Annotated in this window: 14 protein-coding genes; 6 read left to right on the plus strand and 8 right to left on the minus strand. The window is 45.1% G+C overall.

What is annotated here, in order from left to right; genetic code table 11:
- Positions 1 to 8: 8 nt before the first annotated feature.
- From VX941_00275 to VX941_00285, 3 genes are read right to left on the minus strand one after another with little or no spacing between them, the layout of a single operon-like run.
- Positions 9 to 518 carry a 3-isopropylmalate dehydratase gene (locus tag VX941_00275; GenBank protein MEE2931843.1) on the minus strand — a complete coding sequence of 170 codons (510 nt, stop codon included), beginning with the start codon at positions 516 to 518 and terminating at the stop codon, positions 9 to 11.
- 9 nt (positions 519 to 527) lie between these two features.
- Positions 528 to 1,778 (minus strand): aconitase/3-isopropylmalate dehydratase large subunit family protein, encoded by a 1,251-nt coding sequence (locus VX941_00280; GenBank protein ID MEE2931844.1) that lies wholly within the window; start codon positions 1,776 to 1,778, stop codon positions 528 to 530.
- Between the two features lie 14 nt (positions 1,779 to 1,792).
- Positions 1,793 to 2,707, minus strand: a complete 915-nt coding sequence (locus VX941_00285) for an isocitrate lyase/PEP mutase family protein (protein MEE2931845.1) — start codon at positions 2,705 to 2,707, stop codon at positions 1,793 to 1,795.
- Positions 2,708 to 2,911: 204 nt separating this feature from the next.
- Here VX941_00285 and VX941_00290 point away from each other — a divergent pair, with 204 nt between their 5' ends.
- The 5 genes from VX941_00290 to VX941_00310 all read left to right on the plus strand — a co-directional run bounded on the left by VX941_00290 (position 2,912) and on the right by VX941_00310 (position 9,605).
- Entirely contained in the window at positions 2,912 to 4,282 is a 1,371-nt protein-coding gene (locus VX941_00290) for an MmgE/PrpD family protein (protein ID MEE2931846.1), read from the plus strand.
- An 8-nt stretch (positions 4,283 to 4,290) separates the two neighbouring features.
- Positions 4,291 to 5,658, plus strand: a complete 1,368-nt coding sequence (locus VX941_00295) for an MmgE/PrpD family protein (protein MEE2931847.1) — start codon at positions 4,291 to 4,293, stop codon at positions 5,656 to 5,658.
- 26 nt (positions 5,659 to 5,684) lie between these two features.
- Positions 5,685 to 6,524: a CmcJ/NvfI family oxidoreductase gene (locus VX941_00300; GenBank protein MEE2931848.1), complete on the plus strand. Its 840-nt coding sequence runs from the start codon at positions 5,685 to 5,687 to the stop codon at positions 6,522 to 6,524.
- A gap of 68 nt (positions 6,525 to 6,592) precedes the next feature.
- Complete coding sequence (locus VX941_00305; protein MEE2931849.1) at positions 6,593 to 8,233, plus strand: thiamine pyrophosphate-dependent enzyme; 1,641 nt, start codon at positions 6,593 to 6,595, stop codon at positions 8,231 to 8,233.
- The gene (locus VX941_00310; GenBank protein MEE2931850.1) at positions 8,226 to 9,605 is read left to right on the plus strand and encodes an MmgE/PrpD family protein; all 1,380 of its coding nucleotides are present in this window, start codon (positions 8,226 to 8,228) and stop codon (positions 9,603 to 9,605) included. The genes VX941_00305 and VX941_00310 overlap by 8 nt, the downstream gene beginning before the upstream one ends.
- On the opposite strand, the gene VX941_00315 is transcribed toward VX941_00310, so the two are convergent.
- Positions 9,592 to 10,602 (minus strand): aldo/keto reductase, encoded by a 1,011-nt coding sequence (locus VX941_00315; GenBank protein ID MEE2931851.1) that lies wholly within the window; start codon positions 10,600 to 10,602, stop codon positions 9,592 to 9,594. The genes VX941_00310 and VX941_00315 overlap by 14 nt on opposite strands.
- Before the next feature lie 66 nt (positions 10,603 to 10,668).
- A complete protein-coding gene (locus VX941_00320) occupies positions 10,669 to 12,168 on the minus strand; it encodes an MmgE/PrpD family protein (GenBank protein ID MEE2931852.1) in 1,500 nt (499 codons plus the stop codon).
- Between VX941_00320 and VX941_00325 the strand changes: the two genes are divergently transcribed.
- Positions 12,167 to 12,904, plus strand: a complete 738-nt coding sequence (locus VX941_00325) for an SOS response-associated peptidase (GenBank protein MEE2931853.1) — start codon at positions 12,167 to 12,169, stop codon at positions 12,902 to 12,904. The genes VX941_00320 and VX941_00325 overlap by 2 nt on opposite strands.
- On the opposite strand, the gene VX941_00330 is transcribed toward VX941_00325, so the two are convergent.
- The 3 genes from VX941_00330 to VX941_00340 are packed head-to-tail and all read right to left on the minus strand — an operon-like array spanning position 12,901 to position 17,216.
- Positions 12,901 to 13,617 carry a TrmH family RNA methyltransferase gene (locus tag VX941_00330; protein ID MEE2931854.1) on the minus strand — a complete coding sequence of 239 codons (717 nt, stop codon included), beginning with the start codon at positions 13,615 to 13,617 and terminating at the stop codon, positions 12,901 to 12,903. The genes VX941_00325 and VX941_00330 overlap by 4 nt on opposite strands.
- Positions 13,614 to 15,530, minus strand: a complete 1,917-nt coding sequence (locus VX941_00335; protein ID MEE2931855.1) for a tetratricopeptide repeat protein — start codon at positions 15,528 to 15,530, stop codon at positions 13,614 to 13,616. The genes VX941_00330 and VX941_00335 overlap by 4 nt, the downstream gene beginning before the upstream one ends.
- Positions 15,531 to 15,560: 30 nt before the next feature.
- A complete protein-coding gene (locus VX941_00340) occupies positions 15,561 to 17,216 on the minus strand; it encodes an NAD+ synthase (protein ID MEE2931856.1) in 1,656 nt (551 codons plus the stop codon).
- Between the last annotated feature and the right edge of the window lie 247 nt (positions 17,217 to 17,463).

Consider the following 17,463-nt stretch of genomic DNA (forward strand, 5'->3'; position numbering starts at 1 on the left):
ATCACACTTCATTCAGCTAATGTAATCATACCCTCGTCCTCAAGCAGTGGATAAAGTCCGCCCGCGTTAAGAATGCGCAGCAAGGACTTTGGAACCTCGCGCCCTCGTAAGCTTTCGCCGGTATCAACATTTCTTATCGTAAAATCTTGGAAAGAAACGTCCGCGACTTGGCCCTCTTCAAACATATCTGAGACGCCACAGCACTCCATTGCCGGAAGGCCAAAGTTAACGGAATTCCGGTAAAAAAGACCATTTATATTGTCTGCGACCAAACAACCAACTCCGAGTAATGCAAGATTCCGAGCGGCCGGCCGTGATGAACCCATACCAAAGTTTCGTTTTGCAATGATGATGTCCCCATTCTTCATCTCGTCGACCCAACCAGGCCGCATGGCATCAAAAATAAAAGGTAACTGTTCTTCCGGTGACAAATAATACGCACGGTTGGGAATTATTTGATCAGTGTTTACATTTTCTGGGAACTTCCAGACACGTGCCCTTACGTTTAATTCATGCATCTTCCAGCCCTAACTCAGGTAAGGAGTGGGATCCGCGATTGCGCCCTCAACTGCAGAGGCAGCTACCGTAGCCGAGGAACCCATATATATCTTGGCGGTAGGGTCCCCCATGCGACCCTTGAAATTTCGAGTTGACGCCGTAATGACTGTATCTCCAGCACCTACAATACCCATATGACCTCCACCACATGCACCACAGGTAGAATTAGTCACCACTGCTCCGGCATCCATCAAAATTTCGATAATGCCGGCCTTTAGAGCACGGCGGTATATGCTTTGGCTGCCGGGCGTTATAATAAAGCGAGTCCCGCGGGCGACTTTCCGACCGGCAAGTACCTGAGCAACGCTAGATAAATCATCGAATGTGCCATTTGCACAGGAACCAACAAAGCATTGATCAAGCCTAGTGCCAGCAACATCTTGCACATTCGCAGAATTGTTAACGACACTATCGGGTAGCGCCACTAACGGCCTTACTTCACTCAAATTTATTTCCCGTTTATCAAGATAATCAGCGTCAGGATCAGGCATTTGAGGCTCGAAAGGGATATTTGTCCGCCCTTTGACGTAATCAATAAGAATGTCGTCCGGTTCAAACGTGGCAAATTCTGCAGATAACTCTGCTCCCATTGTTGCCATGGTTCTACGCGCGTCAATTGGCAGGGTCCCAAGCGCCGGGCCGCCAAATTCTACGTTCTGAGATACGTGTCCACCATATTCACCAGCTATCTTGAAAAATACATCTTTCATAAATGCATAGTGGGGAAGTTGACCGATTAATTCATACCTTATGGTTTCGCCTACACGAAACCAAGTTTCTCCTTTGCAGACTGCATAGAACATGTCCGGCGAACCGACACCACGCGCAGCGCAGTTCAAAGCACCAGCACTACAAGTATGAGAGTCGCTACAGAGAAGAACTGCACCCGGCCTAGCATAACCATGCTCGGCCATGAGCACATGGCAAATACCCTGATCGTATCCAATATCGTGAAAATGCTTGATGCCAAATTTCTCAACAAAGGCCCGGGCTGTAGCATGCGCCTGCGCGCTCCCCACGTGAGCCGCCGGTGCGCGATGGTCGATAACAACGACTACTTTGGAAGGATCGTCCACATGCAAAATATCACGCCAGACACTAGCCATAAAATTATTATCAAATAAGCAAGCAATATCGACCTTTACGGTAGCAAGGTCACCAGGCTTAACCGGAACACCTCCCGCCTTCGTAAGTATTTTTTCAATAATGGTCATTCCCATCAAAAGATCTCCCGTCAGACGGCTTTTTCAGGTCCGACTGCATACCTCTCTTCGAGTTCATCGAGGAATTCAACTTCCATCATACTGTTGAGTTCTTCAAAGTTGACACATAGATCTTCTCGGTCTGAAGGTTCATTTTTCTGCACCATTTCCTCGAACGCATCAAAACCATTAATCATTCCGCGTACGGCAGATGTCGTCAGTAAACGTGGATAGGAAACTGCAGAAACACCCAAGTCCTCTAATTTTTTTGGTGGTATTAACGGTGTTGTTGACCGCGCTCTTATACCGAGTCCCATATTGACTGTTAATGGCTTATCAACATTAGCAGCAACAGTTCGAATATCCTCCTCAGATAATAATGCGTCTGCAAACAATAAGTCAGCACCAGCCTCTGCATAAAGATTTAGCCGCCGTATAGCCTCATCAAGACCTAAGGGACCTCGTGCATCAGTTCGGGCTTTGATAACGAAATCCGGATCTTTTTTGGCATCGCAGGCTGCGTGTATCTTTTCAATCATTTCTTCAGCAGCGATAACTGATTTTCCAACCATATGACCACAACGTTTAGGCCATGTCTGATCTTCAAACATAACTGCCGCTACTCCTGATTTCTCAAAAGCCTGCGTGACGAAGAAAACATTTACTGCGTTCCCGTAACCCGTATCTGCGTCAGCATGGAGCAATAGATTGCTACAATCAGCAATCTTACGGCAACACGAAAGGTTTTCATCTAGACCCATTAAGCCTCGATCGGGGTAGCCTAAGTGACATTCAGAAAGGCCTGCACCTGATATTGCTCCGCTCTTGTAGCCGCGACTTTCAACCAACCGCGCACTATACCCGTCAAAAATGCCTGGCGAAATTAAAATCTCAGGCGCCTCAATGAGGTCTTTCAATAAACGGCCTTTGCTTTTTGCTTCTCTCATTTCCCCCCCCCCGTCTGGATATTGTTTGTATCAAGGCATAAACACAAGCAATTTTGCGATAAATTTCTGAACATGGTAATATGAATTCTTGACCATTAACATAAGTATTTCATAGCACTCTTGCCAAATGCCCTTCTGCATTAATTAATTAAAATAGGGTTCATTTAATACTCTGCAAATGCGCACGGAATAAGGAATGCACTTTTGGACCAGACTGCCAATAAGCTGGTAACATTTTCCAGAAAACTACAGTTCGAGGATTTAAGCCGGCGTGCGATTGTGAATGCTAAAGCAAGGCTAATCAATTGCCTTGGTGTAAGTATTGGAGCGCATAATGCTCCTACAGTAAAAATAATACGCAAGCTTGCCTACCCGAGCGCAGCTGGCCCTTTAGCGCGTACCTTCACAACACTAACCCCAACGACACCCGATCTCGCTGCTTTTGTGAATTCCGCGATGACCCGATACCTTGATATGGCTGACACCTATATAAGAGAGTCTGTAAGTCATCCAGCCGATGCTTTGCCGGGGTTGCTCGCAATTGCTGAAGCAGAGAATTGTTCTGGTAAAGACTTTCTGCTCTCCCTGATCATAGCCTACGAGATTCAGTGCCGGTATGTAGATGTAGTGCCAGTCAATCAACTTGGTTGGGATCAAACTCCAATCGTCGCTATGGGAACAGCACTCGGTGCAGGCCGACTTTTAAACTTAGACAAAGCTCAAATGCTAAATGCTCTGTCACTTGCATTAGTTCCTAATGTCTCCTTAAATCAAACAAGAACCGGCCGTATTTCAATGTGGAAAGGAATGGCTGGTCCAGCAGGCGCAAGACAAGGAGTGTTTGCTGCACTACTAGCACGAGAGGGTATAAGTGGACCGGACCAGCCATTTGACGGTGATTACGGCGTTTGGAAACAAATGTTCGGAGAGCAATACCAAATTCCCATACCAACTAGGTTCACCAAGCACACCTTCGCTGTTGAGGAGACTATCATTAAATCCTTTCCAATTCGCTTCAATTGTCATGTACCAACTTTAGCCGCACTTGAATTACGAAAAAAAGTCAAGGCGCGCGACATAAAGCATTTAGAGATCGAAAGTATCCGTCAAGCTTTTGGACGTTGGATTGATCTGCCAGAATTCTGGAAGCCAACTACCCGGGAAAGCGCAGACCATTCTTTACCGTTTTGTGTTTCAGTCGCAATGCTTGACGGTAAGATTGTCCCAGAGACATTCGGCGCAGAAAGGTACAAGGATAGAGACGTTCTATCGCTTATGAAAAAATGTTCGGTGGCACTACCAAACGAATATGCTGAACTTGCATATGAAGTTCGCTGTTGTCGGTTAACTGCAACAACAAAAACGGGGAAAAATATCAGCGTTGAAATCAAGATGACACCAAAAGATGACGCGCGCGGGATGCCTAAGAATACCCTCGAGAAAAAATTTAATGATCTCACAAAACCTTTTTTAAAATCAACTGCCCGAAAAAAAATCCTTGGTCTTTGCTGGCGCATTAACAAAATGAAATCTGTCGGAAACTTAGTGACCCTTACGGGCGTTGAAAACACATAAGAAGTATAATGGATAGAACCGCCAACAAACTTGTCAACTTTGCAACAAAAGTCTCCTTTTCTAAGCTGCCCCATAGCGCAATTGATTCTGCAAAGGAACGTATATTGGATTCAATAGGGGTAGCGATGGCAGCGTTCTTTGCCGAGCCAGTACGGATATCGCGTCGATTAGCAAATCCGATATCCGGAGGGCCAACAGCAAGGCTTTTTGGTACGCTAACTCCAACCTCCCCAGAACGCGCAACTTTTGTAAATAGTGCCATGATACGTTACCTTGATATGAATGATGCATATGTCAAAGCTGGGGTGAGCCATCCATCCGACGTCATTGCTGGACTAATCTCAACAGCGGAAGCTGAGAAAAAAAGTGGAAAAGATCTCCTAGCAGCTATCACCACTGCCTATGAAATCCAATGCCGCCTCGCAGATGTAGTACCAAATGATAAATTTGGATGGGATCAACCATTTCAGGTTGTTCAAGGTGCCGCTCTTGGTGCAGGCCGTTTGCTAGAACTTTCAAAAGATGAAATGCATCATGCACTATCATTAGCTCTCATCCCAAATATGGCGCTTAATCAAACTCGAACTGGCACTCTATCTATGTGGAAGGGATTATCTGGTGCGAATGCTGCGCGACAAGGTGTATTTGCTGCTTACCTTGCGCGCGCTGGCATGACTTGCGCTGAGGACCCTTTTGAGGGTGAAATGGGTGTCTGGAACCAACTCATGAAAGGTACGCGATATGATGTGCCTATCCCAAAGACGTTGGCCAATCACAAATTTGGTGTCCAGCAAAGCGATATCAAGACCTTTCCTGTCCGATACGGCTGCCTTGTCCCGGTATCCACAGCACTGGATATGCGCGAAAAAATTGATGATGCCTTGAACATTGAATTTCTTAAGATCGATACCTACGACCAAGCCTTTGGACGATGGATCGGGGTCCCTGAGTTTTGGAAACCCTTGACACGTGAATCCGCGAATCATTCGCTTCCTTTTTGCACCGCGGTTGCACTTATAGACGGGGATATCACCCCTGCGACTTTTGAAAAAAAGAGGTTCCTTGACCCTGATGTCAACGCATTAATGAGTAAAATTACAATTGAGCTGAACCCAGGATTTACTGCCGCAGCGCCAGAAGATAGAAATTGCCGTATGGCAGCAAGGTTACCGTCTGCAAGGGAAATTGTGACCGAAAGATGTCAGACTCAAGCTCTTTCCGAGCGAGGATTACCAAGACGGCATCTTGAGAAGAAATTCAACAAAATGAGTAGCGGTATCCTTAATGAAGCAAGCCGTCGAAAACTGGCAGATGCCATATGGCACCTTGAGGAGATGGACCGAGTTGAGGAATTGGTCAGCTTAACGGGCGTGTAGTAGAATGTTGAGGGAAGGGGGCAAGGATGACTAGCAGGGCCAATACAAAGATATTCCCAGAAGCAATAGAAGCGCCATTAATGTATTACATTGATGATGGGACACCAGCGGAGAACCTTACGGGAGACGAGACCGATTCTACACGTATATATCAAGGTAATTACGAACATCGAAAAGTACGGATTCAGAACGCAAGGCCAAGGCAAGAACAATTTGCATTAGATATTCATGGTTTCGAGTTTCTCAACCAAAAGACCAAAGTAAAAGATTTTTATAATTCCAAACAAATGCGGGAAGTCTATTACGATGAGACAGCAAAACTTGTTCAGTTAGTGTCTGGGGCAACTCGGGTTCATGTTTTTGATCATACGCTGCGCTCTGGTAATAAAGCCGCACGAGAGGGGCAACCGATCCGCGAGCCGGTGCGGCGTGTTCACAACGACTACACTGAGTGGTCTGGCCCTCAGCGGGTCCATGATTTGCTCCCAAATGAAGCAGACAAGCTTCTAAAAAATCGTTTTGCAATTATTCAAGTTTGGAGGGCAATTAATAAGCCGATAAAATCTGATCCACTTTGCATTTGTGACGCGCGTTGTATTGATAAAAAAGAGCTCTTTCCATCGAGACGGATTTACCCCGATAGGATTGGAGAAACATACGTAGTCACCTATGGTGCCAAGCATAAATGGCTATATTTTCCTGAAATGACGCGCGATGAAGTGCTCATTTTCAAAGTGTACGACTCAGCAATAGATGGGAAAGCAAGGTGGACAGCACACTCATCATTTCCTCTGCCAAATCAAGATAGTAATAAACATCCGCGGGAGAGCTGTGAAATGCGAGCATTAGTATTTTTTAGCAAGTGATAAAACAGCATCATTCACTTACCTCTAGATCATGGTAAATAATCTTACCAACTTAAAAGGAAATCCCCATGACCAATATGACCGGTGGTCAAGCTATCATCCAAACACTGATAAACCATGATGTTAATACAATCTTTGGCCTGCCAGGCGTTCAACTCGACAATACCTTCGATGCGCTTTTTGAAGCTCGCAATACCCTTCGGACAATCCATACCCGCCACGAGCAAGGCGCCGCATATATGGCTCTTGGATATGCTCAGGCGAGTGGCAAAATTGGCGCTTGCATCGTTGGGCCCGGGCCCGGATTATTAAATGCTAGTGCTGCTCTTTGCACTGCATATGGTTCAAACGTTCCCGTGATATGTATCGCAGGTCAAATTCCCTCCCATCAAATAGGCATTGGCCTTGGAGCAACTCATGAGATTATCGATCAAACAAATGCCATGAGAGGCGTTGTAAAATGGGTTGGTCGTGCAGATACCCCAGCCGATGCTCCTTCAGTTCTTCACGAGGCTTTTAGTCAAATGCTTAGGGGACGTAAGCAGCCAGTCGTTTTTGAAATGGCTCCCGATATCATGGGGAAAAAGAGCGATGTTTCTTTGCTTGACGCTGAGAATTATGAAATCGAAACAGATGTGGAAGAGGACATACTTGAAGCTGCGGCAAAGATGCTCGGAGAGGCAGATAAACCTATTATACTCGTCGGTTCGGGTATATTCGGTGCAGAAACAGAATTAAAGAATCTAGCCGAAATGCTGGAGGCACCAGTCATTATGAGCCGTACAGGCCGCGGCGCACTGACTGATCGCCATTACCTTGCTCAGACCATGATAACAGGCCAAAAATTGTGGGAAGAGGCAGATGTAGCACTGGTCGTGGGAACACGATTTTCATCGCCCGGATTAGCATGGGGGCGTGAAAAAGAAGTTAAATTAATACGCATTGATCCTGACAAGAATCAAGCGAAACTTCCACGTGAGGCCAATATTACTATGGTCACGACTGCAAAAAAAGCGCTGCCATTATTGGAAAGTAGGGTGGGACTTTATAACAGAGTTCGTGAAAGCAGAACCACAGAATTAAATGCTGCTAAAAAAGATACCTTAACAAAACTCGAAGCTCTCGAGCCTCAATATGGATTTGGTAAAGTATTACGTGACACACTTCCAGAGGATGGCATACTTGTTACAGACGTCACTCAGATGGCCACGTTTATGCAAAATTGGTGTCCGATTTATCATCCACGCACACTCATTACTCCCGGGTACCAGGCTACCCTCGGGTATGGATATCCTACTGCTCTTGGGGCAAAAGTTGCGTTACCAGATAAAAAGGTCGTTTGTATCTGTGGTGATGGTGGTTTCATGTTTAATGTGCAAGAGCTTTCATCCGCTGTGGCTCATGGGATCGATGTCGTATGCGTTGTTTTTGCTGACAATGCATACGGTAATGTAAAGCGTTTCCAAAAAGAGGGATATGGTGGACGTCACATAGGAGTAGATTTACACAATCCAGACTTCGCAAAAATGGCGGAAACATTTGGAATGGCGGGCTTATATGCAAAAGGACCAGATGCCCTTCGAGCAGCACTTGATGAAAGCATGAATTCGCCCGGGCCAACACTTATTGAGGTGCCTATTGGCGAGGTGCCTAACACATGGTCCTTAGTCAAGCGACCCTCAAGCGCTGGTAATAAAAGTGATGGATGAGACAGAAAAAAGGCTTATTAACTTCACCAATAGCATTACCTACGATGACCTTTCCCCGGACGTCATCAAGGCAACTAAAATTCGTTTGATTGACTCTTTTGGTTGTGCACTTGGAGCTATAAATGCTCCAACGGCGAAAGCAGCTGAGAACATCTCGGCGCTGGTAAAAGAAGGGAGAAGCGCTCGCATATTTGGAACACTTAAAAGAGTTTCGGTGGAGCATGCAACCCTAGTTAATAGCGCAATGGTGCGCTACCTAGATTTAAGCGACGCCTATTTAATGCGTTCAACAGCACACCCCTCAGATAATATTCCCGGCATCTTAGCAATTGGGGAATCTATTAACGCGTCACCTCAAGACATTCTTACAGCAATAATCATTAGTTATGAAGTTCAGATTCGTCTTTGCGATACAGCCCCCTTCAACGCAGAGGGTTATGACCAACCCGTGTGCTCTGCTAGCGCAATGGCATTAGCTTCTGCCCACTTACTCAACCTTAACACAGAACAAATGAGGCATGCAGTGGCGATTGCTGCCACCGCCAATATTGCGCTTAATCAGACCCGGCGCGGCAACCTATCAATGTGGAAAGGAATGGCCGGCCCGAATGCGGCACGCGAGGGTGTTTTTGCAGCATTGTTAGCTGAGCACGGAATGAGCGGACCCGAAGATCCATTTGAAGGGCTTCATGGTCTTTATGCAAAAACAGTCGGCACCTTCGACCGAATCCAAATTCCTAGTACGTTCAAGCAAAGCACAGTATTTGCACTGCAAAAAACTAATGTTAAAAAATTTCCGGTGCGAGATGCCATTCAAGTCCCCATCGTTGCTGCTTTAAAGCTCTTTAAGGACATTAATGCTTCTGAAATAAAAAACCTAAAAATATACACTTACCGGCATGGGTTTTATAAATGGATTGATCAAGATGCGACTTGGGCACCGAAGACCCGCGAAACCGCAGACCATTCACTACCATTCTGCGTTGCTGCCACTTTATTAGATGGAACTTTGAATGCCATGAGCTTCGAAAATAGTCGTTACCTTCGAAAAGATGTGCGCACACTCATTAGTAAAACCGAAATTATTTTTGATGACGCATTTGATGAAGTTGCCCCAGAAACACGTTCTTGTCGACTCGAAGCAACTCTAAAAACTGGCGAAAGTTTTAAGGCAGAGTATACCCAGACCCCAGAAGATATTCTCCGGGGTCCCGACGTTAAGTGTGTAGAGACTAAATTTCGAACTCTAACAGAAGGGGTAATTAAAAAACCACAACAAGACAAAATTTTGGATGCACTCTGGAATTTCGAGAAATTAGAAAGCATTCAAAGCCTCATTAGTTTGACACGTGCAAGTTTTAACTCGTTTTAGCAAAGCGCCCCGTTGGCGGATATCTTGGGTCAAGGAAATTGAAGGAAGTTGCATACCCACTTGCGCACAATGAATTCACAAGAGCTTCATCTTCTGCTGTAAATTCTTTCCCCAAAAAACCGCAGTAGCTTTCCAAATGCACCGAAGTGCGTGGGCCCACAACAACACTCGTCACTAGTTTATTGTTAAACAACCACAGCATAGCAAAGTCGATTAATGTCATATCTCGATTCTTTATGTGAGCATTTACAGCATCAACAAATTGAAAATTTGTTTTTCTAAAATCACGCTCAAGAATGCTTTTATCGCCGCGAGCAGCTCGTGAGTCCGGGATTGGTCTTTTCCCGTACTGATACTTTCCTGTAAGCACGCCGCGCGCGAGTGGCGAGAAAGGCGCCACAGCGATATTGTAATACTCGCAGGCTGGAAGCACGTCATGCTCAGGAATTCGCATCATCGCATTGTAATGCGGTTGACACACGATTGGATAAGGTACGCCTATTGTGTCACAGATTCGCATTAACTCTCCAACCTGCCATCCTCGATGATTTGAAAAACCCCAGTGAAGTGCTTTGCCTGCAGCTATGATATCGCCCATCGCATGGACACTTTCCTTGAGGGGCGTTTCCCAATCGATATGATGCATGTAAAAAATATCGACATAGTCAGTTTGAAGCCGCCGCAAGCTGTGATCAATTGCTTCAAACATCCATTTCCGGGACAAACCTTTTTTGCGTTTATCGGTGCCGGCCGCCTGTCCAACTTTTGTAGCCAAGATCCATTCGTCTCGTTCAGAATTAATCAGTTTGCCGATAATTTTTTCAGACGCACCATTAGAATAACCATCAGCTGTGTCAATAAAATTGACCCCTAACTGCTTTGCTTTTTCAAGAATGGCCGTTGCCTGACTAAAATCGGTGGTATCCCCAAAATTCATGGTTCCGAGGCAAATCTGGCTAATTTTAATTCCACTATTTCCTAACAACTGATATTCCATGTTTTTACCTCCCGGCAATATGACACCTCATTAATGGATATGATCAGTACCATCCAAAAACGACAATTAGAAGATGCCCGATCCCCCACGTTTTAGGACACCGATATCAGCAATGGGATTAATTCCAAACACCTGGTCTGATTTTATATTCGCGAGCTGCTCCATACAATCGATGAAGCGGTGTTGTTCATGATCACTTACAACACCAGCTGAAAGCGTCAAAAACTTGGCAATATAATCCTCACGTTTGAATGGCTTTGCACCTTGAGGGTGCGCGTCGGCAAAAAGAATTTCATCTTCAATAACCCTACCATCTTTGAGTGAAATTCGAACGGCACCGCCAAATGCCTTTTCCTTAGGATCAAGTGATAAATAACGTCGCTCCCAAAGATCGTCTTCTTCTGTTTTAATTTTTTTCCAAAGTATTTGTGTCTCGGGGCGATGCGCTCGCTCTTCAGAATATGAGGCTTCATGATGCCACGCTCCATCTTCAAGTGCTACCGCGAAAATATATGGTAGTGAATGGTCAAGAGTTTCTCGCGAAGCATCCGGCGAATATTTCTGAGGATCAGCGGATCCTGATCCAATAACATTGTGGCTATGCTTATTTGTCGTTATCGTGATTTCGGATATGAGCGCTAGGTTTTCGATGCGGCCACGCATTTTGAAAGCGAGATCAATAAATGCCTGCCCTTGATATTCAGCTGAATGCGCTTTTGTCCATGTTTGAAGTATTGAGTTCCTTGACTCTCCGATATCTGGCAAGTCTATTTGATATTCTGTCTTAGCTCCATCAAGAAGCCATGCAATAACACTATCCTCACCCTCATAGATCGGAGAAGGAGCACTCTCGCCACGCATCGCACGGTCAACAGCCTCAATAGCGAGCTTGGAGGAATGTGCCGGCGCAGCTGATTTCCATGTCGAGATTAATCCTTTTCTTGACTGACGCGTCGAACAACACACATGCAAGGTCTGATTAATAGCTTGATAAATAACCTCTGGTTCTAATCTTAATAATGCTCCAATGCCTGCGGCCGCAGCCACTCCAGTATGTGCTACATGGTCTATTCTATGACTATGCAATTGAATTGATCGCATGAGACATACATGCACTTCGTATGCTGTAACTACTCCTCTAATTATATCGGCCCCAGTTCTGTGCATCTGTTGGGCGACTGCTAATAGTGGACAGATATTGTCACCTGGGTGACCAAACTCCAAATGCAAGAAGGTATCATGAAAATCAAGCTCACGCACGGCTGTACCATTTGCCCATGCTGCCCACTCAGCATGCACCCGGAAATCACTTGATGTCCCGAAAAGCGTTGCCCCATTTGAACGGCGGTGGGATAAAGCCTGGTCACGAGCTGTTATGACTGGGGAACGATTCAGCGAAGCCATAGCGACTGCCGCATTATCGATGATACGATTGATTACCATCGATTCCACATTTTTTTCGACCGGCACCTCATCAGAAGCAAGCAAAGCAAGCTTCCATGCTAGCTCCTCCTCCCGTTTGTGCTTATCCGCTGATGCCCAAACACGAATAATATGATTTTGCATGGTGAATCTCCGTGATTTTTTTGTCATTATGCATGGCATGTGCGGACGTTATACTATCTCATCCTCTTTGGTGGAAATCAGAGACCTATTCCATATTGATAGCGGTATATCGAACATTATCAATATTGAACCACGATACAACGTTGCACCAACACAACTTGTGCCAGTTGTTCATGTGTCCAACAAACGTAATGAACTGATGTCTTCGTGTTGGGGACTAAATACGCCTTGGTCTCATTCTAACAAAAAGACTGGCAAACTAATTAACGCAAGGTCAGAAACTTTACACCGCAAAACAGCATTTCGAGAAGCCGTCAAGTACCGGCGCTGCCTAATTCCAGCAGACGGATACTACGAATGGACAGCAGAAGACGGCAGAAAGAAACAGCCTTGGCTTATACATCCCCAGCACGAAAAACTCTTCGCCTTCGCAGGAATTTGGGAACCTTATACTAACATGGATGGTAAAATTTCTACTGCTTTCGCTATCGTAACAACCAAGGCATCACCATTAATTGCGCATATTCATCACCGAATGCCTGTGATTGTAAACATCAAAGATTACGCCACTTGGCTTTCTGCTCCAGCCACGGAACTCTTCTCAATTTTAAAACCCTACTCCAAACCTATTTGTCTACACAGAGTCTCCAACAGGGTTAATAACGTAAGAAATGATGACAAAAATCTGCTAGCACCGATTTCTCAAAAAATACCCGAACAGTTGAGCCTCCTCTAGCTATCACGCCTAGATAAACTTGTAATTATACCCTGCAATGTGTTTACTTCTTGCTCAGTCAAGCTACTCCTCTGAAAGATATTACGAATGTTGCGAACCATAGAGGGTCGTTTTTCATTAACGTGGAAAAAGCCGCTGTCATCCAAGGCTGTCTCAAGTCGGTTGAAAAAATATAATAATTTTTCCTTGGATGCTAAGTTACTAAAACTTCTAATCTCCGAGCCGGCTTCCCCATCCGCCATTTGCCATTCGTAAGCGATCAATAAAACCGCTTGTGGTAAGCTAAATGAATTAAATTCGGAATTAATTGGAATCTCAATAACAGCATCGGCCAATGCCACTGCATCGTTATCTAAGCCTGATCGTTCCGGGCCGAATAGTATCCCAGTTTGGACATCACCTCGAATAGTCTTAACCTCTGCTGCCGCGACTCGTGGCGAGAGAATACGCTTGATTTGCTCTCGCCGGCGTGCTGTAGCCGCGAAAAGCTTATGACAATCACTGATAGCATCGTAACGACAGTCAAAAACTTTGGCACACTCGATGACGCTACCGGCTCCGGCAGCAGCAGCTAGCGCCGCTGGATTTGGCCAACCGTCCCGTGGCGAAATTAGACGCAGTTCCTTCAACCCACAATTGAGCATTGCACGAGCGGCAAATCCTATATTTTCACCAAGTTGGGGGCTATCAAGTATTACGATAGGCGGGGTCATTCTATTATTTTTTCAGGCGAACACGTGGCGCTATACCCATAGTATTCCATGAACGGCTCTAATATTGGCAAAACCATTTCCATTTCCCTCGAGTACCGCCGCCAGCGTTCTTTCGAACTATCGTAAATGGGCTGGGTCACCTGCGAGTATGATGGTGTCATAACAGTCCGCCCTCCGGCATGCTTATCATAAGCTAGCACTGCCTCATCCCAATCCACGCCAACAAATTTTAGCACCTCCAATACAGTTTCCTCAAAACTCTCCACCAAGCTTTCATATTTGAAAGTATGCAATCGCAGGGGAAGGAGCTCCGAATAGTGCTGCCATAAACCGACTACCAAAGCATAGAATTCTGCTGTTGATTGCAACGAAGTGAAGTGCGTCATTGCTCTATTCAACGTGAAATGCTGCATAAAACAGCTTAGACAAGCGTCACATGGATGCCGTGCAGTAAAAATAAACTTAGCATCAGGAAAAATTTTATAAATAAAGCCGGCGTGCACCATATTTAATGGCATCTTACAGGCAAGTATTCTTTCTTTTTTTATTTCCATGTGTTGGCTAATTGCATTGTAAAAATGCTCTCTTATTTGATTTATGTAAATACCATCAATTTTATTAATACATTGTGGATATTTGCCAATATTATTTTTAAAGTAATTAATTGTTTCTTCAACGACAGGTTTTTCATCTAAAACATCTATTTTTGGGTGAGAGTCTAGTATTTGCTCTAACAATGTTGTTCCTGACCTTGGAAAACCAACTATAAATACCGGATTATTTTTTTCCTCGAATTTATTATTTATCAAATAGTCTTTTTTATGATTCTTTATATGCTCAATATTTGTCTTTATTTCATCTAGATAATCAATTCTGTCAACCCCTACACACACAGCTTTCTCTTCAATTAGACTATTCCCAAGCATGTAATGCTTAAAAGCACTTGCAGTATCGTTCAAACGGTCATGTAAGTGGCCAGCCTCAAAATGGGCACGACAAAGAATGTTAGGTGAGTAAAGTGAGGGAATGCCGGCCTCTATCTCACGGATACCCAATTCATAGTTTTTGTCTCTTCCGGCAATTATTCCATTCATAACCTGAATTTCTGGATTTTTTGGCGCCAGAACTTTCGCTTTCGCTATTTGCTCTCGAGCTTTATCAAGATGGTTAAGCCGCTCATTGAGAGTTGCGAGTTTTGCATAAGCAAAAGCATTAGAAGGATCTGATTCTATAGCACGCTCGAGCGTCGATATGGCCTCTTCAATTCGATTAACGCCATTTAATGCATTCCCAAGATTTGCCAGCACCGCACTGTTATCGGGTGAGTGCTCCAACGCTCGCTCAAAACATTCAATAGCCTCTTCAAAGCGATCTAAATCGGCAAAAACTGCACCCAAATTGCAACTTGCTTCTACAAACCGCGGATCAAGTTCAAGTGCTTTTTGAAAAACTGAAATTGCATCCTCGGTGCGCCCACTATGGTGTAATGCAATCCCAAAATTATTATGAACGAGGGGAACATCTTGCGCCTCCTTCACGGCACGTTCAAATAATTCAATTGCTTCCGGATATTTTCGCTCGGATCGGAGTATGTTTCCTAAATTAACGAGTGAAGGCGCGTGGCCTGGCGTAGATTCAATAGCAGCACGATAATGCTGTTTGGCCGTAATTAGATCGCCCCCTTGCTCAACCAGCACACCCAGTCCAAATAGAGCTTCTGCGTGTGTAGGGTTCATTGCTATTACACGTTCAAAAGATGACTGCGCTCCCCTTACATCTCCTGCTTCATACAACCTAGCTGCCTCAGCCATTAAACCGTCAATATCACTCGCCGGTACATCTGTTAGTGCCGATGCTCCCTGCCTTCTCTGGCTGTTGTTCCTTTTTGCTCTCCGCCTCTCGCGTCGATTCACAATTCCGACCCCCTGCTTTTGCAATAATACCTAAAGAATATTACGGAAAGAATTAGTAATAGGATAACGTCGATCACGACCAAACGCACGGCTGGTTATTTTGACACCTGGCGGCGCCTGTCGACGCTTGTACTCTGCTCCGTCAAGCATCCGCCACACCCGCTGAACTGTTTCCGGCTCATGCCCGCGCGAAACAATCTCGTCTATTCCCATCTCACCTTCAATAAGGCAGCCCAAGATGTCATCCAGATCGTCGTAAGGTGGCAGCGTGTCCTGATCGGTCTGATCTGGCTTCAATTCTGCTGACGGCGGCTTGGTTATTATCCGTTCCGGAATAACACGCCCATTCGGTCCCAAAAACTCGTCACGACAATTATCATTTCGCCAATGGCAAGCCCTAAAAACATCTGTTTTGTAAACATCTTTCAGCACCGAATAACCGCCACTCATATCGCCGTAAAGGGTTGAGTAACCAACTGCCATTTCAGATTTATTTCCAGTTGTAAGTAACATGTCACCAAATTTATTTGAAATGCTCATCAGCAACAGTCCTCGACTACGCGATTGAATATTCTCCTCGGTCACGTCCGCTTTACGATTTGCAAATATTGGCGAAAGCATGTGATCAAAGGCTGCCATCGCGGGCTCGATCGATACTGTATCATAGCGAATACCCAGTAGTGACGCAGCTTCGGATGCATCTTCCAGACTTTCCTTGCTGGTAAAGGGTGACGGCATCATTACGCAGCGAACTCTATCAGGGCCTAGCGCGTCTACCGCAACGGCCGCACTTAACGCCGAATCAACACCTCCTGAAAGACCTAATAATACACCAGGGAAACCCGCCTTATTAACATAATCCCGCAAGCCGAGCACCATCGCCTGATATATTGCTGCGACACCACCATCTGGTGGCATACACGTACCGGGGATACAATGCCACGCATCTCCCTTACGGATCCATTCTGTCAAGACCACGGCCTCTTGCCAGGAAGGAAGTTGCAACGCCATCTCGGTGTTATGATTGAGTACGAAACTTGCCCCATCAAATACGAGCTCATCCTGACCACCAACCTGGTTCACATAAATCAGCGGAAGACCACTTTCGTTCACTCTAGCAACAGTATGGTTAAGGCGACGGTCTACTTTGTCACCCTCAAAGGGCGAGCCATTTGGAACTAGTAATATTTCAGCACCAGATTCCTCAAGGCATTCCACAACATCTGGCGTCCAGATATCCTCGCAAATGGGAACCCCTAAGCGCACGCCACGAAAGTTTATGGGGCCTGGCATAGGGCCTGGAGTAAAAACACGCTTTTCATCAAATACACCATAATTTGGAAGCTCGTGCTTGGAGCGAACCGCTTTAACCTCTCCTTCATCCACCAATAAAACAGAATTGTGAAGGACGCCATCTACACGCCATGGCACTGGAAGGAGTATTGCTGGGCCACCGCCCACTGTTTCCGCAGCAAGGCTAAATACTGCCTCCTGCACCTTGTCTTGAAAAAAAGGCTTTAAAACCAAATCCTCTGGCGAGTAACCAGATACCACCAATTCAGAAAACAATACCAAGTCGGCGCCATTTGAGCTCTTAAGCGCATCCTGAATAAGCTCCAGATTGCCTTTAACATCGCCTACCGTTGGATTGAGTTGCGCCAATGCGATGGTGAGTTGATCGGTCATTATATTATTTTCATTCCTTTTTTTTCCGCTGTATGTGCGAAGCACAGTTATCGTAAGTCCGAATAAAAAATCAAGTTTTTACACACAGTTAATAACAATGCTTTAATAGCTTGCAAAATTGATAAAAGGACCAGAGAAACTCGCGCAAAAAACAAATAAATTTGAGCACTTATTTTAGCTAAGATATTTTACAAAAGTATCAAGGATGTATAGTAAAGATAATGATTATGAGAAAAACAGAAAAATT

This window comes from Pseudomonadota bacterium (assembly GCA_036339585.1).
GTDB lineage: Bacteria > Pseudomonadota > Alphaproteobacteria > UBA8366 > UBA8366 > UBA8366.

Coding starts and splice junctions, on each gene's coding strand:
- VX941_00330 (MEE2931854.1), bottom strand. CDS start 13,617: ATGACCCCGCCTATCGTAATACTTGATAGCCCCCAACTTGGTGAAAAT.
- VX941_00295 (MEE2931847.1), top strand. CDS start 4,291: ATGGATAGAACCGCCAACAAACTTGTCAACTTTGCAACAAAAGTCTCC.
- VX941_00305 (MEE2931849.1), top strand. CDS start 6,593: ATGACCAATATGACCGGTGGTCAAGCTATCATCCAAACACTGATAAAC.
- VX941_00320 (MEE2931852.1), bottom strand. CDS start 12,168: ATGCAAAATCATATTATTCGTGTTTGGGCATCAGCGGATAAGCACAAA.
- VX941_00340 (MEE2931856.1), bottom strand. CDS start 17,216: ATGACCGATCAACTCACCATCGCATTGGCGCAACTCAATCCAACGGTA.
- VX941_00300 (MEE2931848.1), top strand. CDS start 5,685: ATGACTAGCAGGGCCAATACAAAGATATTCCCAGAAGCAATAGAAGCG.
- VX941_00310 (MEE2931850.1), top strand. CDS start 8,226: ATGGATGAGACAGAAAAAAGGCTTATTAACTTCACCAATAGCATTACC.
- VX941_00275 (MEE2931843.1), bottom strand. CDS start 518: ATGCATGAATTAAACGTAAGGGCACGTGTCTGGAAGTTCCCAGAAAAT.
- VX941_00325 (MEE2931853.1), top strand. CDS start 12,167: ATGGTGAATCTCCGTGATTTTTTTGTCATTATGCATGGCATGTGCGGA.
- VX941_00315 (MEE2931851.1), bottom strand. CDS start 10,602: ATGGAATATCAGTTGTTAGGAAATAGTGGAATTAAAATTAGCCAGATT.
- VX941_00280 (MEE2931844.1), bottom strand. CDS start 1,778: ATGGGAATGACCATTATTGAAAAAATACTTACGAAGGCGGGAGGTGTT.
- VX941_00285 (MEE2931845.1), bottom strand. CDS start 2,707: ATGAGAGAAGCAAAAAGCAAAGGCCGTTTATTGAAAGACCTCATTGAG.